This is a genomic window from Rhizobium sp. CG5, assembly GCF_023701945.1.
Lineage (GTDB): Bacteria > Pseudomonadota > Alphaproteobacteria > Rhizobiales > Rhizobiaceae > Allorhizobium.
Genome location: NZ_JABAEF010000021.1, coordinates 51,929 through 73,117, shown reverse-complemented (window position 1 = coordinate 73,117; position 21,189 = coordinate 51,929). Strand labels below are relative to the sequence as shown.

23 protein-coding genes are annotated in these 21,189 nt (G+C 63.5%); 20 read left to right on the top strand and 3 right to left on the bottom strand.

Going from position 1 to position 21,189, the window contains the following annotated elements; all coding sequences use genetic code 11:
• Window positions 1–18: 18 nt before the first annotated feature.
• The 10 genes from HGO38_RS25945 (at window position 19) to HGO38_RS25900 (ending at window position 7,730) form a co-directional block, all read left to right on the top strand.
• Window positions 19–582, top strand: coding sequence for a biotin transporter BioY (locus HGO38_RS25945; RefSeq protein WP_250958700.1), 564 nt, complete (start codon window positions 19–21; stop codon window positions 580–582).
• Between the two features lie 438 nt (window positions 583–1,020).
• Window positions 1,021–1,302 carry a DUF930 domain-containing protein gene (locus HGO38_RS25940; RefSeq protein ID WP_352230512.1) on the top strand — a complete coding sequence of 94 codons (282 nt, stop codon included), beginning with the start codon at window positions 1,021–1,023 and terminating at the stop codon, window positions 1,300–1,302.
• 408 nt (window positions 1,303–1,710) lie between these two features.
• Window positions 1,711–1,806, top strand: coding sequence for a pyrroloquinoline quinone precursor peptide PqqA (gene pqqA / locus HGO38_RS25935; RefSeq protein WP_028736886.1), 96 nt, complete (start codon window positions 1,711–1,713; stop codon window positions 1,804–1,806).
• Window positions 1,807–1,830: 24 nt separating this feature from the next.
• The gene (pqqB, locus tag HGO38_RS25930; RefSeq protein ID WP_250958698.1) at window positions 1,831–2,745 is read left to right on the top strand and encodes a pyrroloquinoline quinone biosynthesis protein PqqB; all 915 of its coding nucleotides are present in this window, start codon (window positions 1,831–1,833) and stop codon (window positions 2,743–2,745) included.
• Window positions 2,729–3,508 carry a pyrroloquinoline-quinone synthase PqqC gene (pqqC, locus tag HGO38_RS25925; protein WP_250958697.1) on the top strand — a complete coding sequence of 260 codons (780 nt, stop codon included), beginning with the start codon at window positions 2,729–2,731 and terminating at the stop codon, window positions 3,506–3,508. Before pqqB ends, pqqC begins: the two co-directional genes overlap by 17 nt.
• Window positions 3,505–3,828 (top strand): pyrroloquinoline quinone biosynthesis peptide chaperone PqqD, encoded by a 324-nt coding sequence (pqqD, locus tag HGO38_RS25920; RefSeq protein ID WP_250958696.1) that lies wholly within the window; start codon window positions 3,505–3,507, stop codon window positions 3,826–3,828. The genes pqqC and pqqD overlap by 4 nt, the downstream gene beginning before the upstream one ends.
• The gene (gene pqqE / locus HGO38_RS25915; RefSeq protein ID WP_250958695.1) at window positions 3,825–4,940 is read left to right on the top strand and encodes a pyrroloquinoline quinone biosynthesis protein PqqE; all 1,116 of its coding nucleotides are present in this window, start codon (window positions 3,825–3,827) and stop codon (window positions 4,938–4,940) included. Before pqqD ends, pqqE begins: the two co-directional genes overlap by 4 nt.
• 186 nt (window positions 4,941–5,126) lie before the next feature.
• On the top strand, window positions 5,127–5,414 hold the full coding sequence (locus HGO38_RS25910; protein ID WP_250958694.1) for a hypothetical protein: 288 nt from the start codon (window positions 5,127–5,129) through the stop codon (window positions 5,412–5,414).
• Between the two features lie 148 nt (window positions 5,415–5,562).
• Window positions 5,563–6,894 (top strand): PQQ-dependent sugar dehydrogenase, encoded by a 1,332-nt coding sequence (locus HGO38_RS25905; protein ID WP_250958693.1) that lies wholly within the window; start codon window positions 5,563–5,565, stop codon window positions 6,892–6,894.
• Window positions 6,895–7,208: 314 nt separating this feature from the next.
• Window positions 7,209–7,730, top strand: coding sequence for an SH3 domain-containing protein (locus HGO38_RS25900; protein WP_250958692.1), 522 nt, complete (start codon window positions 7,209–7,211; stop codon window positions 7,728–7,730).
• 16 nt (window positions 7,731–7,746) lie between these two features.
• On the opposite strand, the gene HGO38_RS25895 is transcribed toward HGO38_RS25900, so the two are convergent.
• Window positions 7,747–8,148, bottom strand: a complete 402-nt coding sequence (locus tag HGO38_RS25895) for an acyl-CoA thioesterase (protein WP_250958691.1) — start codon at window positions 8,146–8,148, stop codon at window positions 7,747–7,749.
• A 183-nt stretch (window positions 8,149–8,331) separates the two neighbouring features.
• On the opposite strand from HGO38_RS25895, the gene HGO38_RS25890 reads away from it, so the two are divergent.
• The 10 genes from HGO38_RS25890 (at window position 8,332) to HGO38_RS25845 (ending at window position 17,860) form a co-directional block, all read left to right on the top strand.
• Window positions 8,332–9,267, top strand: coding sequence for a histone deacetylase family protein (locus tag HGO38_RS25890; protein ID WP_250958690.1), 936 nt, complete (start codon window positions 8,332–8,334; stop codon window positions 9,265–9,267).
• A 7-nt stretch (window positions 9,268–9,274) separates the two neighbouring features.
• The gene (locus HGO38_RS25885) at window positions 9,275–9,529 is read left to right on the top strand and encodes an exodeoxyribonuclease VII small subunit (protein WP_250958689.1); all 255 of its coding nucleotides are present in this window, start codon (window positions 9,275–9,277) and stop codon (window positions 9,527–9,529) included.
• Window positions 9,530–9,890: 361 nt separating this feature from the next.
• Window positions 9,891–10,850, top strand: coding sequence for a TAXI family TRAP transporter solute-binding subunit (locus HGO38_RS25880; protein ID WP_250958688.1), 960 nt, complete (start codon window positions 9,891–9,893; stop codon window positions 10,848–10,850).
• 237 nt (window positions 10,851–11,087) lie between these two features.
• The gene (locus HGO38_RS25875; protein WP_250958687.1) at window positions 11,088–13,199 is read left to right on the top strand and encodes a TRAP transporter permease; all 2,112 of its coding nucleotides are present in this window, start codon (window positions 11,088–11,090) and stop codon (window positions 13,197–13,199) included.
• The gene (locus tag HGO38_RS25870) at window positions 13,196–13,558 is read left to right on the top strand and encodes a DUF1850 domain-containing protein (protein WP_250958686.1); all 363 of its coding nucleotides are present in this window, start codon (window positions 13,196–13,198) and stop codon (window positions 13,556–13,558) included. Before HGO38_RS25875 ends, HGO38_RS25870 begins: the two co-directional genes overlap by 4 nt.
• A 42-nt stretch (window positions 13,559–13,600) precedes the next feature.
• Window positions 13,601–13,912, top strand: coding sequence for a nucleotidyltransferase family protein (locus HGO38_RS25865; RefSeq protein WP_250958747.1), 312 nt, complete (start codon window positions 13,601–13,603; stop codon window positions 13,910–13,912).
• Entirely contained in the window at window positions 13,902–14,264 is a 363-nt protein-coding gene (locus HGO38_RS25860; RefSeq protein WP_250958685.1) for a HepT-like ribonuclease domain-containing protein, read from the top strand. The genes HGO38_RS25865 and HGO38_RS25860 overlap by 11 nt, the downstream gene beginning before the upstream one ends.
• Before the next feature lie 115 nt (window positions 14,265–14,379).
• A complete protein-coding gene (locus tag HGO38_RS25855) occupies window positions 14,380–15,306 on the top strand; it encodes a pirin family protein (RefSeq protein WP_250958684.1) in 927 nt (308 codons plus the stop codon).
• A gap of 118 nt (window positions 15,307–15,424) precedes the next feature.
• A complete protein-coding gene (dxs, locus tag HGO38_RS25850; protein ID WP_250958683.1) occupies window positions 15,425–17,344 on the top strand; it encodes a 1-deoxy-D-xylulose-5-phosphate synthase in 1,920 nt (639 codons plus the stop codon).
• A gap of 3 nt (window positions 17,345–17,347) precedes the next feature.
• Window positions 17,348–17,860, top strand: a complete 513-nt coding sequence (locus tag HGO38_RS25845; protein ID WP_250958682.1) for a YcxB family protein — start codon at window positions 17,348–17,350, stop codon at window positions 17,858–17,860.
• Between the two features lie 61 nt (window positions 17,861–17,921).
• Here the strand turns inward: HGO38_RS25845 and HGO38_RS25840 are convergent, their stop codons facing one another.
• On the bottom strand, window positions 17,922–19,853 hold the full coding sequence (locus HGO38_RS25840) for a methyl-accepting chemotaxis protein (protein WP_250958681.1): 1,932 nt from the start codon (window positions 19,851–19,853) through the stop codon (window positions 17,922–17,924).
• A gap of 213 nt (window positions 19,854–20,066) precedes the next feature.
• Entirely contained in the window at window positions 20,067–21,065 is a 999-nt protein-coding gene (locus HGO38_RS25835; RefSeq protein ID WP_250958680.1) for a DUF4424 domain-containing protein, read from the bottom strand.
• Between the last annotated feature and the right edge of the window lie 124 nt (window positions 21,066–21,189).

The following is a 21,189-nucleotide window of genomic DNA, read 5'->3' as shown; positions in this document are numbered from 1 at the left end:
ATAATTTGGGAGATTTGCATGACGACCCGTGACCTCGTTCTCATTTCGCTTTTTGCCGCAATCATTGTCGCCCTTGGCCTCGTGCCGCCGATCACGCTCGGCTTCGCCGCGGTGCCGATCACCGCGCAATCGCTCGGTGTCATGCTGGCCGGCGTGATCCTCGGCGCCAAACGCGGCGCGCTGGCGCCTGTGCTGGTCATCCTGCTGGTGGCGATCGGCCTGCCGGTGCTGTCGGGCGGGCGCGGCGGCCTGCCGGTGTTTGCCGGCCCGACCGTCGGCTTCCTGATCGGCTGGGTGCCGGCCGCCTTCGTGACCGGCCTGATTGCCGAACGCTTTGCGGGCTTCAGCCGCCAGGCGCTGCCGCAGACGCTTGGCTTCATCGCAGCCGCCATGATCGGCGGCGTGTTCGTGCTTTATCTGTGCGGCATCGGCTATCTCGCCTTCGGCGCCGGCCTTGGGCTTTCCAAGGCATTTTACGGTTCGCTGGCCTTCGTTCCGGGCGATCTCCTGAAAGCCGTCATTGCGGGCCTCGCCGGCCGCGCCGTGATGGTCGGCTATCCCTTGCTGCCGTCGCGCGCCTGACGATCAACAGGCGGTCCGCCCCGCTTTAGCCGATGCGGCGCGAGCCGCTCAAGCCAGACACCAAGACCCTGCGATGGAGCCTTGCGGCAGCCCTGCTGCTGCATCTCTCCCTCGCAGCGGTTCTGCTGTCCCTGCCCCTGCCCGAGGCGCCATCCGTGCCGCCGGAAGACAGCGTCAGCGTCGAGATCGTCTCCGCACCGCCGCTCCTTGCTCCCACGACGGAACCACCGAGCGCGCCGGTCCCGGATCCGCCGCCACCGCCTACGCCTACGCCTACGCCTACGCCTACGCCTACGCCCGACCCGGCACCGCAGGCCGGTCAGTCCGTCAAGGCCAAGACCCTCTATTCAGCGAAGCGCCTTGCCGATCCGCGCAGCAGCAAGGCCCGCCTCGGCCTTGGCCAATTGGCGCGCGACGAAAAGATCATCCAGACCTGCAATCTCGAGGCGATGGAGCAGGTTCACCAGTGGAACAGGGCCCTGCAGCCGGATTTCGTGGTGGCCTGCCTATACCTTTGCCGACACCAAGCTGGCCGGCACGGTGCTGACCGCCAAGGGCGCCGCGATCCGCATCGCCAACCACTGGTTCGCCCTGCGCTATACCTGCCAGACCGGCGAGGCCGAGACCGTCACGGCGTTTGAGTTCACGCTCGGCGAGGAAGTCCCGGAGGGGAAATGGCCGGAGTATAATCTGGCGGTTCAGGACGAGCCGGCGGATTAGGGTGTTCGCGTCTGTCGCTCTACAGTCCGCCGTGGAGCCAGTTCGCCCCCCTCTGCCCTGCCGGGCATCTCCCCCTCAAGGGGGGAGATTGACTCGCGGTAACGTCTCAACCGGTCGACAGCGAAGCATTGCTTGACCGTGGACTGATGTTGCCAGCGGCTCCAGCGGATCTCCCCCCGTGAGGGGGAGATGCCCGGCAAGGCAGAGGGGGGTAACCACATATCGAAGCGTTTCCCATCACCGTCAAAACCGATACGTTTGGCTGTGTTGCCGGTGTTGGACGGCAGCGGATAGCATCGGTCCTGCTTGGAGGAGTGTCCGGCCGTGAACTGCCCGATCTGTCGGGCACAGGCTCTTGCCGCTTGGCAAGGGACATCAAGCGTGCGTTCAACCTTGGGAGGAATGACCATGAAATGGAATGCCCCTAAATTCGTCGAGGTCAGCTGCGGCATGGAAATCAACCGGTATGCACCGGCCGACGGCGACGAGCCCGTGCTGTTCTAGTCTGTCTTAGCGGAGCACGAGGCGATGGCGGAGGCGCGTTTCCTCGTGCTCGGCGCAGCGGCCGGCGGTGGCCTGCCGCAATGGAATTGCGGCTGTCGCAATTGCGTGGCGGCGCGCGATCCTTCGTCAGGCGTCAAACCCCAGACGCAATCGTCCCTGGCCGTCAGCCTCGATGGCGAGCGCTGGGTGGTGTTCAACGCCTCGCCGGACCTGCGTGCGCAGGTCGAGCAAAATGCCTGTCTGCATCCGCGGGACTTGCGCGACAGTCCGATCTCAAGCGTGGTGATCACCAATGGCGACGTGGATCACATCGCCGGCCTGCTGACGCTGCGCGAGAAGCAGGGTTTCACGCTCTATGCGACACCGGCGCTGAGCGACACGCTGCGGCAGAACCCTGTCTTCCAGGTGCTGGACCCCGCCTTCGTGCGGCAGTCGGTGGTTGCCCTCGATACGCCGTTTTCGCCCCTGCCGGGGCTGGAGATCCAGCTGTTTGCCGTGCCCGGCAAGGTGCCGCTCTATCTTGAGACCGCCGATCTGCAGCTCGACCAGCAGACCGATCAGACCGTCGGCGTCGAATTCCGGCTCGGCACGCGGCGCGCCTATTACATTCCCGGCTGCGGCGCCCTGCCGGAGGCGTTGGCAACCCGGCTTGACGGCGCCGATCTGCTGTTTTTCGACGGCACGGTGTTTAACGATGCCGACATGATCGCCGCCGGCGTCGGGACAAAGACCGGGCGGCGCATGGGGCATATGCCGATCCATGGGGCGGGCGGCAGCCTGTCGGCCCTGTCGGCGCTGTCGATCGGCCGGACAATCTATGTGCATATCAACAATACCAACCCGATCTGGCAGGCGGGACCGGAACGCGACCTCGTCGCGGCGCACGGGTTCCAAATCGGCCATGACGGAATGGAGGTGACCCTTGCAGCCTGCCCCTGACAGAAACACGTTCGAGGCGCGGCTGCGGGCCATCGGCGCGGCGCGCTATCACGACAAGCATCCGTTCCACCAGATGCTGCATGGCGGCGGCTGTTCGATGACGCAGGTGCGCGCCTGGGTGATCAACCGCTATTATTACCAGAGCCGCATTCCGATGAAGGACGCCGCCTTCCTGTCGCGCTGCGAGGATCCGCAGCTCCGGCGCATCTGGCGCAGCCGCATCGACGATCATGACGGCGGGCTATCCGACGGCGGCGGTATCCGCCGCTGGCTGAAGCTGGCCGAGGCGGTCGGGCTCGATCCGGACTATGTCGCCTCGACCCGCGGCGTCTTGGCCGGCACGCGCTTTGCCGTCGATGCCTATGTGCATTTCGTCCGGGAGAAACCCTTGCTGGAGGCGGTGGCCTCGTCGCTGACCGAAATGTTTGCCCCGGCCATCCACACCAACCGCATTGCCGGGCTTTTGCAGCACTATGCCTTTGCCGACGACCAGGCGCTGTCTTACTTCCGCCAGCGGCTCAACGAGGCGCCGGACGATGTGGCCTTCGGGCTCAGTTTCGTGCTCGACCATGCCGACACGCTGGAAAAGCAGGATGCCGCCGCCGCAGCCCTCACCTTCAAGACGGATGTGCTGTGGTCGCAGCTCGACACGCTGCATTCGGCCTATGTGGCACCGGCCCGGCTGCCGCCCGGCGGCTGGGACGGACACGAAGGCGTCACCGGCGAGATCGACGAGAATTCGATGCGCGGAGCGGCGGAATGAGCGATCCCCTGGCCAAGACCGCAAGCACCCCGGACCCGGTTGCCGTCAGCGGTGCCACCGTCGCCCGGCTGGCGCGCGGCGTGCGGTTGCGCGAGGATCCGGTGCGCGGCCAGACCGTGCTGCTGGCGCCGGAGCGGGCTTTGGCGCTGGACGAGATCGCCGTTGCCATCGTCAAGGCGCTCGACGGGACCCGCGATCTGGCGGCGATTGCCGAGGGTTTTGCCCGGCAGTTCGAGGCGCCACAGGATCAGGTGCTGGCCGACGTGATCGCCTTTATCCGCGAATTCTCCAACCGCCGTCTGCTGGAGATCGTCCGATGACCGAACATCCGGCCCCCGAACGCTTTGCCACCCATCAAGCGCCGCCGCCGATCGCCCTGCTGGCGGAACTGACCCATCGCTGTCCGTTGGCCTGTCCGTATTGCTCCAATCCGCTGGAGCTGACTGAAAGTGCAAACGAGCTTTCGACCGAGGATTGGATCGAGGTGTTCCGGCAGGCCGCCGCTCTCGGCGTGCTGCATCTGCATCTCTCCGGCGGCGAGCCGGCGTCGCGGCGCGATCTGGTCGAGCTGACCCGGGCTGCATCCGGGTTCGGGCTCTATACCAACCTGATCACCTCGGGCGTCGGGCTGACCGAGGCGCGCATCGGCGCGCTGGCCGACGCGGGGCTCGACCATCTGCAGCTGTCGATCCAGGGCGTGACGCCGGACAAAGCCGATCGGGTCGGCGGTTATGCCGGCGGCTACGCCCGCAAGATGGCGGTGGCCGGCTGGACCCATGTGAGCGGCATTCCGCTGACCGTCAATGCCGTCTGCCACAAGCAGAACATGGACGAGCTGGAAAGCATGGTACAACTGGCGATCGCGCTTGGGGCGCGGCGCATCGAAATCGCAACGGTGCAGTTTCACGGCTGGGCCGAGCGCAACCGCCAGGCGCTGATGCCGACGCGCGAGCAGGTGCTGTCGGCCAATGACTTTGTCGAGGCGGCGCGCCGCCGGCACGAAGGCGTGCTGGTGATCGATTATGTGCCGGCCGATCATCACTCGCGCTATCCGAAAGCCTGCATGGGCGGCTGGGGGCGGACGGGCCTCAACATCACCCCTTCAGGACGCGTGCTGCCCTGCCACGCCGCCGAGACGATTAAGGGCTTGCAGTTCGACGATGTGCGCCAGACGCCGCTTGCCGAGATCTGGTATGGCGGCCAGGCCTTCAATGCCTATCGCGGCGACGGCTGGATGCAGGAGCCCTGCCGCAGCTGCGCCCGCAAGCATATCGATTTCGGCGGCTGCCGCTGCCAGGCCATGGCGCTTGCCGGCGATCCGGCCGCCGTCGACCCGGTCTGCCAGCATGCGCCGCTGCATGGGACGCTTGCCACGCAGGCCGAAGAGGACGGGCTGGCGGTGCCTGCGGCCTTCGTCTATCGCGGGCGATAGGCATAAATCCGGGCTGTTTAGGCTCTTCTTGCCCCAAGAACCGCCATTTGCATGAGAAATAAGGCCGTTCAACCTAGTAATTGGGTGGGGTTATCTGATACCGAGAAGCTACGATACGCGACAGGCGCCTTTATTGAGCCGTTCTTTCACGGCCCGGCCCCTTTTAAAACCTCTCAAGGACACATGATGATCGAGCTGACACCGACCCAAATCCGCGGGTTGAAACTTGCCAATGATGGCGACCTCTTTCCCCAGCCCGCCAAGCGGTGGACGCACGAGAACGCCGGCATCACCTATGCCCGCACCGACCGCTTCAAGGAACGGCCGCAAAAGGTCAAGTTCCTGACCAACACGACCGTGGACGAGCTGCGCGCGCTTGGCTTCCTGCAGCGCCGCAATCTGTCGGAAGTCCTCGAAGAGGATGCCCACGAGATCACCATGGCCGGCAAGATCTGGCTGCTGAAGAACAAGTAGTCCAAGCGACCCGACCCAGACGAAACAAAGGCCCGTCGGCTGCCCGTCGACGGCCGTAAAGCCGTGTCCGCAAGACGGGCTATTGCCGCCTGCGCGGCACCTGCAAAAAGCTGCGCTTCGTCAGTTCCAAGCAGACCGGCCATCGGCTATGGTCCGCGCAAAGAGCTTGAAGAGGATAGACGGCATGTCAGATATTTTCGCCCGCATTGTTGCCATGATAGGTGCCGTGATGATCCTCATGCGGCGCTGGGGGAAAAGCCCGCATGCGCCGGCCGTGGGAGCTGCACCCGCCATTCCCGAGGCCCAGCCGCAACGCATTCCGACCTTGAAAATGCCGACGGCCAAGGGCTGGAGCGACGGCCATGTGCCGACGGTCGCCCCCGGGCTCAAGGTCAATGCCTTTGCCAAGGGCCTGAAGCACCCGCGCTGGATCCATGTCCTGCCCAACGGCGACGTGCTGATTGCCGAAGCGCTGGGGGTCGATGGCGGCCGCATCAAGACGCCGTTCGATTATGCCATGTACTCGACGATGAAGCGGGCCGCCGCCGTCGGCGTCAGCGCCAACCGCATCACGCTGCTGCGCGACACGGACGGCGACGGCGTGGCGGAAACCCGGCATGTGTTCATGGAGGGGCTCAACCATCCCTTCGGCATGGCGATGCTCGACGGCACCTTCTATGTCGGCAATACCGACGGCGTGGTGGCCTATCCCTATAGCGACGGTGCGACGCGGATCGAGGCGACCGGCCGCAAGATCGCCGATTTCAAGCCGGCCGGCCACTGGACGCGCAGCCTTTTGGCCAATAGCGACGGCACGAAACTCTATGTCGGCGTCGGCTCGCTCAGCAACATTGCCGAAAACGGCATGGAGGTCGAGGAAGGCCGCGCCGCGATCTACGAACTCGACCTCACCACCGGCACCAACCGCATCTTTGCCGGCGGCCTGCGCAATCCGGTGGGCCTTGCCTTCGAACCGTCGACCAACATGCTGTGGACCGTGGTCAACGAGCGCGACGGGCTTGGCGACGAAACGCCGCCGGATTATCTCACTTCGGTGCGCGACGGCGGCTTTTATGGCTGGCCGTTCTGCTACTGGGGCCAGACCGTCGACGACCGGGTGCCGCAGGATGCAGCGCTGGTCGCATCGGCGCTGACCCCCGACTATGCGCTGGGCGGCCATACCGCCTCGCTCGGCCTTTGCTGGCTACCGGCCGGCACGCTGCCGGGCTTTCCCGACGGCATGGTGATCGGCCAGCACGGCTCGTGGAACCGCTCGACGCTCAGCGGCTACCGGGTGATCTTCGTGCCGTTCGAGAACGGCCGCCCCTCCGGCCCGCCGCGCGATATCCTGACCGGCTTCCTGGCGCCTGACGAGAAATTCTCCTACGGCCGCCCGGTCGGCGTGAAGATCGGCCCGGATGGCTCGCTGCTGGTTGCCGATGATGTCGGCGACGTGATCTGGCGCGTGACGGCGGCCTGATCTCGGGCTGCACCATAAGCGGCAGAGCCAGTTTGCCCCCACACAGGCAGGCAATCGCGTCTGGAAAAGGCCCCTCCCCACCCTCCCCACAAGGGGGAGGGCTTAATACAGCCTTGCCCTCTGCGAATAAAAGCGAGCGGTTTCCACGAGTCTTCTCCCCCCTTGTGGGGGAGATGGCCGGCAGGCCAGAGAGGGTGAACCTTGGCCGCCAAAACCCCAAAATAGCCCGTGCACCGGCCCATGGACCCGCTACCATGCGGGCCTGACAGCGGCGGCCCTTATGCCCGCTGCCAAAAAGCCCCGGGGAGGCCCTCATGCACGCCAAGACCAGACGGATCATCACCCTATCCACCCTGCTGCTGTCGGGCGGCCTCACCGCCCCCTTGCAGGCACAGGGGTTCGGGCAGGCCTGCGAGCAGGCGGTGGCAAAGCTCTGCCGCCCCGGCGAGATCGGCGCCTGTTTTGCCGACGAGGCCAAATGGACGCTTTTGCCGGAGGGCTGCACCGGCGATGTGCAGACCATGATCGAGATGGAGCGCGAGGCGAAAGCCGAACAGGAGGCGACGCCGCTCGACCAGCTGACCGCCTTCTCCTATGGCGGCATCCTGCGCCAAGGCCCGAGCATGGACAGCGCCAAGAAGGCCAGCCTCAAGCCCGGCCAGCCGATCCGGATTCTCGAAGATCCCGACATCTGGTTCGACCAGTACAAATGGTACAAGGTCCAGACAAAATCCGGCACCGGCTACCATTGGGGCGGCATCTTCTGCACCCAGGGCGGCACAAAGCCGGACGGCGTGCTGTATGATTGCGGAGAGTATCCGCCGGGGAGTTTTTGAGGATGGAGCAACGCCCTTACGGCAGATATTGATACAGCCAGTCACGGATGTCTTCCGGCAGGGCGATCGGGGCGGCGGTTTCGCGGTCGTGGGCGGTCCAGATCATTTCGATCTCGGCCATCTGGCGCTTGCTCTTGTCGACCGAGATGTTGAAGCCGATCGACTTGCCGCCGATCTTGTCGATGCGCACCGTGAAGCGTGCGACGTCATCGAGTTGCAGGGGCTGGTGCAGGCGGCATTCGATGCGCGAGGCGGAAAACAGCGGTTCGCCCTCCAGCTGCGGACGATGGCGCCAGAAATGGGCAAGGGCCGCCTCGGCATGGGTGATATAGGCGGCATTGTGCATGACCCCCATCATGTCGATATCGCGGAAGGGAATGCGGATCTCCAGCACATCGACCCGTTCGCTGTTTTTCATGTCTTTCCCCCAAGCCCCTGATCCTGCCATTCGCCGCCCTAGTTAAGGGTATTCGGCAATAGAGGACAAGGCATGGCCAAAATTGGTTCGCACGCGGTCTTGTTGACAAAGGCCGGGGCCCAACGTTTCGGCGGTGGTACATGACAGTGGCATTCCGTAAGCTAGGCGCAAAGGGATCAAACCATGACGACACGTCTTTACGAAAACGCCGTTTTTCTCGAACACCACACGCCGCCCGGCCATCCCGAGCGCGCCGACCGGCTGCGTTCGCTCAATATCGCGCTGGAACACCCCAATTTCGCAAGCCTCGAGCGGATCGAGGCAAAAATCGCCAACGAGGATGCGGTGCTGCTCGCCCATCCGGAAGAACATCTGTTTTCGGTGATGCGGCAGATCCCGGAAGAGGAGGGCGAGATCAACCAGATCGAGGCCGATACCTATGCCTCGCCAAAAAGCCTGCAGGCAGCGCTGACGGCGATCGGCGGAGCGATGGCGGCCGTCGACGATGTGATGACGGGTGTCGCCGACAATGCCTTCGTCGCCGGCCGGCCGCCGGGCCACCATGCCGAGAAGAACAAGGCCATGGGCTTCTGCTTCTTCAACACGGTGGCGATTGCCGCCCGCCATGCCCAGAAGGTGCATGGCGTGGAGCGCGTCGCAATCGTCGACTGGGACGTGCATCACGGCAATGGGACCCAGGACATTTTCTTCGACGACCCCTCGGTGCTGTTCTGTTCGACCCACCAGATGCCGCTTTATCCCGGCACCGGCGCCAAGGACGAGACCGGCAGATATGGCAATATCGTCAACGCACCGCTGTCGCCGAATGTCGGCTCCGACCACTTTCGCGAGGCGTTCAAATCGCGGGTGCTGACGGCGCTCCATGATTTTTCGCCGGATCTCATTTTGATCTCCGCGGGCTTCGACGCCCATCACCGCGATCCGCTGGCGCAGATCAACCTGGTCGGTGAGGACTTTGACTGGGCGACCGGACGGCTGCTGGAAGTGGCCGACAAATTTGCCCATAACCGGGTCGTCAGCCTTCTCGAAGGCGGTTATGATCTGGAAGGTCTGGCCGAATCGGCGGGCCTGCACATTCTGCGACTGATAAAGGGTTGAGTTGACGATGACCGAGAGCGCCGCTGCCACTGATCTGACCGGCTATTCCTTCGAGAAGGCCGTGGCCGAACTGGAAAGCATCGTTGCCCGGCTGGAGCGCGGCGACGTGGCGCTGGACGAATCCATCGCCATCTACGAGCGCGGCGAACTCCTGAAGAAGCATTGCGAAACGCTGCTGTCGGCCGCCGAAAACCGCATCGAAAAGATCCGCCTCGACCGGGCCGGCAAACCGGCCGGCGTGGAGCCGCTCGACCGGGAATAACCGGACGCTGATACCAAGTCTCGATGATAGGAACCTATAGGACCGGCTCGATCGGTCCTGCTGGCTAGGAGAGGTCTGAAGAGCGATGCTGACGCATCGGTCGAGGGGCTCGACGACGCCAGAAGGTCCGAGAAGCCGGCCGAAGGTGGCTTATGGCAGGCCTCTGGCGTTGTTGCGCCGCTTGGCCGATGCGACAGCATCGCCCTGCGCACCGCGCCTAGCCAGAGACCTGCCATAAGCCATCCTATAGGTTCCTATCATCGAGACTTGGTATTACTCCCTTTCTGGCTTTCAGCGGTTGACGCATTGTCTGCCGCTGCCCATGATGCCCCCATCACTTGCGTTGTTTGGGAGGACAATCATGACGATATCACCACGGATTGCCGTTTTTGCCGGAGCGCTGGCAATCTCGACCGCGTTTGGCAGTGCCACGGCGAGAGCTGCCGAATTCATCAACGTTTTGACCGGCGGAACCTCGGGCGTCTATTATCCGCTCGGCGTTGCGCTCTCGAAGATCTACGGCGACAATATTGCCGGCGTGACGACGCAGGTGCAGGCCACCAAGGCCTCGGTGGAAAATCTCAACCTGCTGCAGGCCGGGCGCGGCGAGATCGGTTTCTCGCTCGGTGATTCCGTGCAGATGGCCTGGGACGGCAACAAGGAAGCGGGCTTTCCGGGCAAGCTGGACAAGCTGCGCGGCATTGCCGGCATCTATTCGAACTATATCCAGATCGTCGCCAGCCAGGAGTCGGGCATCAAGACGCTCGCCGACCTGAAGGGCAAGAGCCTGTCGGTCGGCGCGCCGAAATCCGGCACCGAACTCAATGCCCGCGCCATTCTGACCGCCGCCGGCATGAGCTATGGCGATCTCGGCCGGGCGGAATATCTGCCCTTTGCCGAATCCGTCGAACTGATCAAGAACCGCCAGCTCGATGCGACGCTGCAATCGGCCGGCATGGGCGTCGCCTCGATCCGCGACCTTGCCACCTCGCTGAAGATCAATGTGGTCGCCGTGCCGAAGGCCGATGTGGAAAAGATCGGCGCGCCCTATCTGCCGGCGATCATTCCGGCCGGCACCTATGAGGGCCAGACGGAAGATGTGGAGACGGCGGCGGTCGGCAATTTCCTGATCACCCACGAGGGCGTGTCGGAGGAGACCGCCTACCAGATGACAAAACTGCTGTTTGAAAACCTGCCGGCGCTGACGGCCGCCCATGCGGCCGCCAAGGCGATCGATGTGAAGAAGGCGATCGACGGCATGCCGGTGCCGCTGCATCCGGGGGCGGAACGGTATTACAAGGAAGTCGGTGTGCTGAAGTAGGGATTGGGGCCGGCGGGCGGCCATCTGCCGCTTGCCGGACGTTGCGAGCGGCCCCTCATCCGGCTGCCGCCACCTTCTCCCCGCAAGCGGGGAGAAGGCAAATGCCGCCCCCTCGCGGTCTTTGCATCTTCGCCGTCGAATGGGAAATGGGGCGTCAGCAGCGCAGCGCAGCCGCGTCCCCTCTCCCCGCATGCGGGGAGAGGGCTAGGGTGAGGGGCAATACGCTTAGGAGGAATAATGACCGAAACGACCATGCCGCAGCACCACACCGCCGCTCCTTCCGCCGAAGAATCGATCGAGGGGCTGCCGTCGGGCTTCGGCACAGGTATATCCGGCCAGGCCGCCTTCTGGATCGCCGTTGCCTTTGCCCTGTTCCAGCTGTGGACCGCCGCCTATGGCACGTTGCCGAGCCAGATCGTGCGGGCCATGCATGTCGGTTTCCTGCTGCTGCTCGGTTTTGCGCTGTTCGGCAATCTGGTGGCGAAGACCACGGCCGGCAAGGCCTGGTTCTGGGCGCTCGGCATGCTCGGCTTTGCCACCGGCCTCTATAACTGGGTCTTTTATGTCGAACTGATCGACCGCTCCGGCTTTCTCAACGCCATGGACCTGACGGTCGGCACGGTGATGGTGCTGCTGGTCTTCGAATGCGCGCGGCGGCTGATGGGTCTGCCGCTGACGATCATCGCGGCGATCTTTCTGGCCTACTGTTTCCTCGGCCAGTATCTGCCGGCGCCGTTCATTCATCGCGGTTATGATTTCGAGCAGATCGTCGAGCATTTCGGCTACGGCACCGAAGGCATCTACGGCACGCCGATCTATGTGTCGGCCGCCTATATCTTCATCTTCGTGGTGTTTGCCGCCTTTCTGGAAAAGGCCGGCATGCTCAACCTGTTCAACGATTTCGCGCTTGGCCTGGTCGGCACCTGGCGCGGCGGGCCGGCGCAGGTCTGCATCCTGTCGTCGGCGCTGATGGGCACCATATCCGGCTCGGGCGTCGCCAATGTCGTGGCGAGCGGACAGTTCACCATTCCGCTGATGAAGCGCTTCGGCTTCCGCTCGGCCTTTGCCGGCGGCGTCGAGGCGACCTCGTCGATGGGCGGGCAGATCATGCCGCCGGTGATGGGCGCCGTCGCCTTCATCATGGCCGAGACGCTGAACGTCTCCTATGCCTCGATCGTCAAGGCCGCCATCATCCCGGCCGTGCTCTATTTCGGCGTGTGTTTCTGGATGGTCTATCTGGAGGCCGGCAAGGCGGGGCTGAGGGGCATGAACAAGGCGGAGCTGCCCAATCCGTGGGCGGCGGTCAAAGAACACTGGCCGCTGGTTCTGCCGCTGGCAGCCCTGGTCTATCTGCTGTTTGCCGGCTTTACGCCGATCTTTGCCGGCACGATGGGGCTGGCGCTGGTGGTGGTGCTGATCCTCGGCACACCGCTAGCCGCCCTGATCGGCCCGTTCGCCTTCCGGCTGGTATTCTGGCTGGCGCTGGGGCTCGCCTCGGCCGCCTTCCTGAAATTCGGCGTCAACATACTCATGCTGGTGATCGGCGCGCTGATCCTGGCCTGTGTGCTGTTCCAGGGCGGACGGCAGACGCTGGCGATCTGCCGGGATTCGCTGGCCGAAGGGGCCAAGAACGCCCTGCCGGTCGGCATTGCCTGCGCCATTGTCGGAATCGTCATCGGCACGCTGACGCTGACCGGCATCGCCTCGACCTTCATCGGCGCGATCATCGAGATCGGCCGCGACAATCTGTTCTTGTCGCTGCTGCTGACGATGATCACCTGCCTGGTGCTGGGCATGGGTATTCCGACCATCCCGAACTATATCATCACCTCGTCGCTGGCCGGCCCTGCCCTGCTCGAACTCGGCGTGCCGCTGCTGGTCAGCCACATGTTCGTCTTCTATTTCGGCATCATGGCCGACCTGACGCCGCCGGTGGCGCTGGCCTGTTTTGCCGCCGCACCGATGGCCAAGACCTCAGGGCTGAAGATCTCGCTGCAGGCGACAAAACTTGCCACCGCCGGCTTCGTCGTGCCGTTCATGGCGGTCTACACGCCGGCGCTGATGCTGCAGGATGCCGGGCCGATGGCCGCCGCCTGGGGTTATCCGGTCGAGGTCGCCTATGTGGTGTTCAAGGCCTGTTTCGGCATTGCGCTGTGGGGCGTGGCCGTGGTCGGTTTCCTGTTCAAACCGCTGACCATCATTGAAAGGTTGCTGGCCTTCGTCGCCGGCTGCAGCGTGGTGCTGGCCCTGCCCTGGACCGACGAACTCGGCTTTGCGCTGGGGGCGCTGGTGGTCGGCTTTCACTGGTGGCGCAGCCGTCAGGTCACCCAGCCCACGGCCGTGCCGTGAGTCTGTGCGTCATTGCCGGCGGCAAGGTGCTGACGCTGGCGGTGTCGCTGTTTTCGCTGAGCTGGACCCATTCGGTGCAGAAGACGGAGTGGCGGGAAGACTGGGCGGTGACGCCGGCCGGGCTGGAACTGCGCAAGGCTTACGTCAAAGGTTCTGGCGCCGGCATGGAGCCGGGAGACGGCGCGGTACTCAAAGACGGCTGGTGGCAATGGACGCCGCATGTGCCGGCACTCCCAACCCTGCGGCTCGCCGCCTCCGGCATGACGCCGGATGCCTGGACGCTATGCCATGCGGGCGGCTGTGTCGAACTCGGCGCCAAGGCCGGCGAGGATGCGGTGCTGCGGCCGTGCGGGGAGTGAGGCCACTCGACCATAGGGCTAAAAGCGCCTATCTTGTCGACCATGGACAAGGACGCCGTCATCGCCAAGCTCAGGGAACATCGCGACGAACTTTCGGCGATGGGGGTGGAGCATATTGCCATTTTTGGCTCGGTCGCGAGGGGAGACCAAAGCCCGGAGTCGGATCTTGACCTATTGGTCCACTTTTCCGAACCGACCCTCAAGAGCGGCTTTGGATTTTTCAGTCTGCTTGAGGATTTGACCGATCGCCTGAAGGAGCTGACCGGAGCGCCGCAGGTCGATGTCGTGATTGATCCCATCGAGAAGGAACGCGTGCGTCGATCCGTGGAAAAGGATCTCGTGAATGCCTTCTAAACGTCCCTTGTCTCGCCTGCGCGATATCAGAGACAACGCTCTCAGCATTCGCGACTATGTCGGCAAGTTGGACGAAGCTGGGTTTCTTTCAAACAGGCTAGTGAGAGATGCCAGTGAACGCTGTCTTGCGAGGATGTCTGAAGCGGCTGTGAAAATGGGACCGGTTGCGGAGGAGCTGATACCTGACGAAGATTGGCGGGCACTGCGAAATCTTGGCAATATTCTTCTGCACGACTACAACAATGTCTCAGTGGTCATCGTGTGGGAGTTGATTTCCAACCGGCTGGAGCCGCTTCTTGCGAAAGTGGAGCAGGTCCTCTCCCGCTATCCTGAAGACCGTAACGATCTTTAGGTCTCCTATGACGACTGCCTTTGCGCGACACACCGTTCCTGTTTCGCTCCTATCCACCCACAGGACGCCGCTATAATATCCAATCTCAAGAGATTTCAAACGTAAGCGAGGCCCCATGTCCTTCTTCCCCGGCAACGACCCCCTGCCCGGCGACGGGTTTGCCTGCGATGCGATCGAGCATCTGATCATTCCGCGCACCAGCGATATCGGCGGGTTTTCGGTGCGCCGGGCGCTGCCGACCGCGCGGCGGCGGCTGGTCGGGCCGTTCATCTTTTTCGACCGCATGGGGCCGGCGATCCTGAAACCGGGTGATGCCATGGATGTGCGGCCGCATCCGCATATCGGGCTTTCCACCGTCACATATCTGTTCGACGGCGAGATCAAGCATCGCGACAGCCTCGGCACCGAGCTTGTCATTAAGCCGGGCGACATCAACCTGATGACGGCGGGGCGCGGCATCGTGCATTCCGAGCGCACGCCCGAAAACCTGCGCGGCGGGCCACTGTCGATGTCGGGCCTGCAGACCTGGCTGGCGCTGCCCGACGACAAGGAAGAGATCGATCCGGCCTTTTCCCACACCGACAAGAGCGCCATGCCGCTGTTTGATGCCGATGGCGCCAGCGGCCGGGTGGTGATCGGCTCGATCTCCGGTTTGACCTCACCGGTCAAGGTGTTTTCCGACACGCTCTACGTGGACCTGACGCTTGAGGCCGGCCGCAGCTTCCCCTTCGATGCCGGCCATGAGGAGCGCGCCGCCTATATCCTGTCGGGCGAACTGGATGTCGCGGGAGACGTCTTTGCCGCCGACCAGCTGCTGGTGTTCAGGCCGGGCGATGCCATCACGCTGAAGGCCGGCGCGCAAGGCTGTCATATCATGCTGTTTGGCGGTGCGGCGCTCAGTTCCAAGCGCCATATGTGGTGGAATTTCGTGTCGTCCTCGAAAGAACGCATCGAACAGGCCAAACAGGAGTGGAGAACCGGGCGCTTCGATATCGTGCCCGGCGACGAGGAAGAGTTTATCCCTTTGCCCGACGGGCCGTAGGCTCTATATAGGGTCTGGCGCGGTTTAATTCGACTGCATGCTTTTGCCTCACTCCGAACTGAAGTAAAGGCGTTCCTCAGCGCCTTGTTGAAGACTGCAAAAGAAGAGGCTGTAGCCTGTGACATCGAAGCCGAATACGCCGCTGCTGGATGCGGTTCATCTGCCTGCCGATCTGCGTGGCATGAATGATCGCGACATGCCGCAGCTGGCGCGCGAGCTGCGCGACGAGATGATCGACGCGGTGTCGATGACCGGCGGGCACCTGGGCGCCGGTCTCGGCGTCGTCGAGCTGACCATCGCCATCCACAAGGTTTTCGATACGCCGAGCGACCGGCTGATCTTCGATGTCGGCCATCAGTGTTATCCGCACAAGATCCTGACCGGCCGGCGCGACCGCATCCGCACCCTGCGCCAGGAAGGCGGCCTGTCGGGCTTTACCAAGCGCGCCGAGAGCGAATACGACCCGTTCGGCGCCGCCCATTCCTCGACCTCGATCTCCGCCGGCCTCGGCATGGCGGTCGCCGCCGAACTCGGCGAGACCGACCGCAAGGTGATCGCGGTGATCGGCGATGGCGCCATGTCGGCCGGCATGGCCTATGAGGCGCTCAACAATGCCGGGGCGCTCGACGCCCGGCTGATCGTCATCCTCAACGACAACGACATGTCGATTGCTCCCCCGACCGGCGCGATGAGCGCCTATCTGGCGCGGCTGGCGTCGGGGCGCACCTATATGGGCTTCCGCGATCTCGGCAAGAAGCTGACGGCCTATCTCGGCAAGAATATCGACCGGGCCATCACCAGGGCCGTAGAACATGCGCGGGGCTATGTGACCGGCGGCACCATGTTCGAGGAGATGGGCTTTTATCATATCGGCCCGATCGACGGTCACTCGTTCGAGCATCTTCTGCCGGTGCTGCGCAATGTGCGCGACAATGCCAAGGGTCCCGTGCTGATCCATGTGGTGACGCAGAAGGGCAAGGGCTATGCGCCGGCCGAGGCCGCCGCCGACAAATATCACGGCGTCAACAAGTTCGACGTCATCACCGGTGCCCAGGCCAAAGCCAAGCCGAATGCGCCGAGCTATACCGCCGTGTTCGGCGAGGCGCTGGTGCAGGAGGCGATGCTGGACGACAAGATCGTCGGCATTACCGCGGCCATGCCCTCCGGCACCGGGCTCGACAAGCTGGCCGAGATTTTTCCAAAGCGCACCTTCGATGTCGGCATTGCCGAGCAGCATGCGGTGACCTTTGCAGCGGGGCTAGCGACCGAAGGCTACAAGCCGTTCTGCGCGCTCTATTCCACCTTCCTGCAGCGCGCCTATGACCAGGTGGTGCATGACGTGGCGATCCAGGGATTGGCGGTGCGTTTCCCGATCGACCGGGCCGGCTTCGTCGGCGCCGACGGGCCGACCCATGCCGGCTCATTCGACACGGGATTCCTGGCCTCCCTGCCCGGCTTCGTGGTGATGGCGGCGGCCGACGAGGCCGAACTGAAACACATGGTGCGCACCGCTGCTGCCTATGATGACGGCCCGATCTCGTTTCGCTATCCGCGCGGCGAAGGCGTCGGCGTGGCGCTGCCCGAACGCGGCGAGATCCTGGAAATCGGCCGCGGCCGGATCGTCAAGGAAGGCACCAAGGTGGCGCTGCTGTCGTTCGGCACGCGGCTCGCCGATTGCCTGCTGGCGGCCGAGGATCTCGACGCCAGCGGCCTGTCGACGACGGTTGCCGATGCGCGTTTCGCCAAGCCGCTCGACCAGGACCTGATCCGCCGGCTGGCCCGCGAGCATGCGGTGCTGGTGACGGTGGAGGAAGGGGCAGCCGGCGGCTTTGCCGCCCAGGTGCTGCAGTTCCTGGCCACCGAGGGCCTGCTCGACAATGGCCTCAAGGTGCGGCCGCTGGTTCTGCCTGACGTCTGGATGGACCAGGCCAAGCCCGAAGTCATGTATGCCAAATCCGGCCTCGACGCTGCCGGCATCGTCTCGACGGTGTTCAAGGCGCTGGGCCAGACGCATCTCGGCGTCGGGGCGGCTGGTTAGGCCATGGCTCCGGAGCGCTCCGTCACACTGACAATCAGCGCCGATGATTTCGTTGACGCGATGAAGCTTCATCTGTTGAGCAGGTTCAAAAGACCGTGGTTTGTCGCCATAGCCGCGCTCAGCAGCATTCCACTTTATGTTCTGGTCAGCGACCTTCTCAAGAGTCCCGTATTCGAGTGGTGGGACCATTCGGCACTGCTATTGTTTGTTGCTCTGCTTGCTGCGCCCTTTTTCCTATATTTTATCGGCACACCACTCAGCGCCAGGTCCACCTACAAGAGGCAGAAATCGCTGCATCAGCCGTTAACCCTCCAATGGTCCGAGGACGGTTTGACGGCGACGGGGCAGACCGGTCATTGGACAATCGCCTGGAGCGAGTACCATCGGTTTCTGGGAGGTCCCAAGACACTGTTGTTCTACCAAAGCCCCAATCTGTTCCAGATTTTGCCAACTCGTGCTCTTTCGCAGGAGCAGTTGGACGACTTGAAACACTTCGCTGCGCGGATCTCCCCATGACGCAAAAAAGCCGGCCGCTTGCGCGACCGGCTTTTTGATTTTGCTGTTCTGACCGTGTCGATCAGAATTCCGACCATTCCGGCTTGGCGGCCGACGACGACGAGGCTCCGCCGCCAAACGCCTTGCTGACGCGGGAGGCGAGAGCGCGGGCCGGCGAGGCGGCCGGGGTGGACGAGCGGCTGGCGACCGCCACCTGGTTGCCGCGACCTTCCTCGAAGGTGAACTGGCTCAGCAGATTGTTGAGCGCTGCCGCTTCCGTGGCCAGCGAATGGCTGGCCGCCGTCTGTTCCTCGACCATGGCGGCATTCTGTTGGGTGCCTTGGTCCATGGCGTTGACGGCGGTGTTGATCTCCTGCAGGCCAGTCGACTGTTCGCGGCTGGCCGTGACGATGGCCGCGACATGGCCGCTGATTTCCTGCACGGCGGTGACGATCTTTTCCAGTTCCTGACCGGTTTCGCCAACCAGGGCAACACCGGAGCCGACCTGTTTGCTGGAGGTCGAGATCAGCGCCTTGATCTCCTTGGCGGCATTGGCAGACCGCTGGGCCAGTTCGCGCACTTCCTGGGCGACGACGGCAAAACCCTTGCCGGCATCACCGGCGCGGGCAGCTTCGACGCCGGCATTCAGCGCCAGAAGGTTGGTCTGGAAGGCGATATCCTCGATGACACCGATGATATTGCCGATCTCGCCGGACGACTTTTCGATTTCGGTCATGGCGGAGACCGCATTGCGCACCACCTGGCCTGAGCGCTCGGCCCCGTCGCGGGTGCTGGCGACCAGCTGGCCGACATCCTCGGCGCGCTTGGCGGTGTCCTTGACGGTGGTGGTGACCTGTTCGAGGGCGGCCGCGGTTTCTTCGACAGAGGCCGCCTGCTGTTCGGTGCGCTTGGCGAGATCGTCGGCCGAGGCGCGGATTTCGGATGCGCCGGCATTGATGGCCGAGGCATTGGCGCCGACCGATTGCAGGGCAGCCTGCAGCTTTTCGAGCGAGTCGTTGAAGTTGACGCGCAGCGCGTCCAGACGCGGTGCGAAGCCGGTGCGGATGCGGAAGGCGACATTGCCATCGGCGAGCGCCGCAAGGCCCGAGGCGAGCTGGTCCATGGCAAAGCCGATTTCTTCGGCTTCCTGTGCCTTTTCGGCTTCGGCGATGCGACGCTCTTCCTCGGACTTGCGGCGCATGGCGTCGGTTTCGCCGGACAGGCGCAGCTTTTCGATGGCGGCTTCCTTGAAGACGACAACGGCCTTGGCCATCCGGCCGACCTCGTCGGAGCGGTCGAGAGCGGGGACCTCGACATCGTGCTGGCCGTCGGCCAGGCGGCCCATGGCCGCCGTCATGCCGACGATCGGCGTGACGATGGAGCGTGACAGCGCCCAGATCAGAATGACGGCCATGCCGCCGGCGACAGCGCCGCCGAGCAGAAGCGCCATCTCAAGATTGAAATGCGCATTGGCCTGACTGGCCGTATTGGCCTCTATCTGCCCATTGACGGCCTGCTTGATCGCGGCCGATGCCTCGCGGAAGGCATCGAGCTGACCCTTGGAGGCACTGCGGCCGATCTCGATCACTTCGGAGATCGGCGCCTCGGTGTTCTTGCGGGCCGCCATCTGCGGCTCGGTCAGCTGGGTGTGAAAGACATCGGCGGCCGACTTCATGCCGTCGAGCAGGGTGATGAGATTGGTGTCGCCAGCCGCATGGGTCTTGGCGGCGTCGATCGCCTTCAGCATCTTCTCGCGCTGGGCGAAGACGTCCTTGTAGGTGCTTTCGCTGCGGAACAGCAGGAAGCCGCGCTGGTTGACCGCCTGCTCCAGCATGGCTTCCAGCGCATTGTCGACCTCAGCCAGGATCTTTTCCGACTGGGCCTGCTCCCGGGAGGCGAGCTTGGCGACATAGGCTTCCCAGAATACCACGGCAGAGGCAATGAAGCAGCCGGCCATGATTCCACAGAAGGTCAGGATCAACTTTTTGTTGAGAGAGAGATTCTTCAGGGACATCGATCATTCTTTCTCGCTTTGGGGGTCAAGCGATATGCGACGCGGTCCGGACAGGACATCGGCAAGGGAACAGAACATGATCGGATTTCGCCGCAGCGCAGGCCATCATGGCTCGCTCGGACGTCGACGAAGCTAACAATCGGGGCCATTTTGCCGCGATTGCCCTTATAATCCGTTAGCGTTTCATGAAACTTTTCGGAACACCCCTTAAATCTATTGGTTCTGACCGATCAGCAGGATATGCAGGTCCTTTTCCGGATAGAAGTCCTTAGCCGTCATCTGGAAGGTGGTGGGGCCGGTCTTCTTCACACCCTGGCCGCAGAAGCTGACGAAATAGGCCGGGTCGCCCTTGTCGACCGTCAGGGTGAAGGACTTGATCGGACCTGCCCAGTTGGCGCCCGTGGTCAGGATGTAGGACAGCCATGTCTCGGTGAAGAATACGCCCTTGTCATAGTCCTGCTGCTTTTCGAGCTTGGCCGCCGTTTTCATGAAGGCGTCGTCGATGCAGTAACGCTCCTTGTATTCGGCGAAGAAGTCGTTCGGCTTGCCATCCTGGATGAAGCCCATGGCCACCGTGCCGCCGACGCTCGGGCGATAGCTGTGGTGCACCTTGACCTGCTGGCCGGCCGGAAAGGTGGTGCGCCACCAGAAGACCGTCTTCAGCGTCCAGGTCGGATAGAATTCTGGCTCGACCGGGCTTTCGGGATTGTAGGCCATGTCGATGATCAGGCCGCGGGTCTGCCAGTCCTTGAGCACATCCTCCGGCAGCTTGGCGATGGCAGCACGGGTCGCGTCGCTCTGCGGCAGCAGGGAGACGCCCTGCGCGGTGATGACATCCGTCATGTCGATGCCATTGACCGAGGCGCGCTGCTGCAAGGTGGGCTCGATCGGCTTGCCATCCTGGGAGACGGTGAAGCCCATGAAATTGTCATGCTCGGCATCGTCAAGGCCGCCCATGAAATCCACGCCGCCCGCGATGTCGGGCATCGGAAAGGCGACCACGGTCTCCAGATCCCGGTCCGCTTCGTTGCTAAAGACGTAGTCGACATGGACCTCGCTTGTCGAGATGAACAGGTGTTCGCTCTCCATCGAAATGTCGTCCTGGCGGGTATAGACGAGACCGCCGGCTTCCAGCACCGCTGTCGTGTCATTGGCGGCGGCCGGGGCCGCCAGCATGATCGCGGTGAAAACTGTCGGGAGCCATTTCGTCATCGCGGTCTATCCTCCGGTCCGGCCCGTTATGGCCAGTGCATCTGGCCCAGAGTTAGCGGGCAAACCGGCCGCCCGTCAATCAAGAGCATCGACCGTTTTTGGGCTGTCATCGCGATGGCAATGT

What these genes read in the sequence shown, in the direction of transcription:
- HGO38_RS25885 (WP_250958689.1), top strand. Translation starts at nt 9,275, where the DNA reads ATGACCGAGAGCGCCGCTGCCACTGATCTGACCGGCTATTCCTTCGAG.
- pqqA (WP_028736886.1), top strand. Translation starts at nt 1,711, where the DNA reads ATGAAATGGAATGCCCCTAAATTCGTCGAGGTCAGCTGCGGCATGGAA.
- HGO38_RS25880 (WP_250958688.1), top strand. Translation starts at nt 9,891, where the DNA reads ATGACGATATCACCACGGATTGCCGTTTTTGCCGGAGCGCTGGCAATC.
- HGO38_RS25860 (WP_250958685.1), top strand. Translation starts at nt 13,902, where the DNA reads ATGCCTTCTAAACGTCCCTTGTCTCGCCTGCGCGATATCAGAGACAAC.
- HGO38_RS25835 (WP_250958680.1), bottom strand. Translation starts at nt 21,065, where the DNA reads ATGACGAAATGGCTCCCGACAGTTTTCACCGCGATCATGCTGGCGGCC.
- HGO38_RS25875 (WP_250958687.1), top strand. Translation starts at nt 11,088, where the DNA reads ATGACCGAAACGACCATGCCGCAGCACCACACCGCCGCTCCTTCCGCC.
- HGO38_RS25945 (WP_250958700.1), top strand. Translation starts at nt 19, where the DNA reads ATGACGACCCGTGACCTCGTTCTCATTTCGCTTTTTGCCGCAATCATT.
- HGO38_RS25895 (WP_250958691.1), bottom strand. Translation starts at nt 8,148, where the DNA reads ATGAAAAACAGCGAACGGGTCGATGTGCTGGAGATCCGCATTCCCTTC.
- pqqD (WP_250958696.1), top strand. Translation starts at nt 3,505, where the DNA reads ATGAGCGATCCCCTGGCCAAGACCGCAAGCACCCCGGACCCGGTTGCC.
- HGO38_RS25840 (WP_250958681.1), bottom strand. Translation starts at nt 19,853, where the DNA reads ATGTCCCTGAAGAATCTCTCTCTCAACAAAAAGTTGATCCTGACCTTC.
- HGO38_RS25890 (WP_250958690.1), top strand. Translation starts at nt 8,332, where the DNA reads ATGACGACACGTCTTTACGAAAACGCCGTTTTTCTCGAACACCACACG.
- HGO38_RS25905 (WP_250958693.1), top strand. Translation starts at nt 5,563, where the DNA reads ATGGTCCGCGCAAAGAGCTTGAAGAGGATAGACGGCATGTCAGATATT.
- HGO38_RS25910 (WP_250958694.1), top strand. Translation starts at nt 5,127, where the DNA reads ATGATCGAGCTGACACCGACCCAAATCCGCGGGTTGAAACTTGCCAAT.
- pqqE (WP_250958695.1), top strand. Translation starts at nt 3,825, where the DNA reads ATGACCGAACATCCGGCCCCCGAACGCTTTGCCACCCATCAAGCGCCG.
- HGO38_RS25865 (WP_250958747.1), top strand. Translation starts at nt 13,601, where the DNA reads ATGGACAAGGACGCCGTCATCGCCAAGCTCAGGGAACATCGCGACGAA.
- HGO38_RS25900 (WP_250958692.1), top strand. Translation starts at nt 7,209, where the DNA reads ATGCACGCCAAGACCAGACGGATCATCACCCTATCCACCCTGCTGCTG.
- HGO38_RS25845 (WP_250958682.1), top strand. Translation starts at nt 17,348, where the DNA reads ATGGCTCCGGAGCGCTCCGTCACACTGACAATCAGCGCCGATGATTTC.
- pqqB (WP_250958698.1), top strand. Translation starts at nt 1,831, where the DNA reads ATGGCGGAGGCGCGTTTCCTCGTGCTCGGCGCAGCGGCCGGCGGTGGC.
- HGO38_RS25855 (WP_250958684.1), top strand. Translation starts at nt 14,380, where the DNA reads ATGTCCTTCTTCCCCGGCAACGACCCCCTGCCCGGCGACGGGTTTGCC.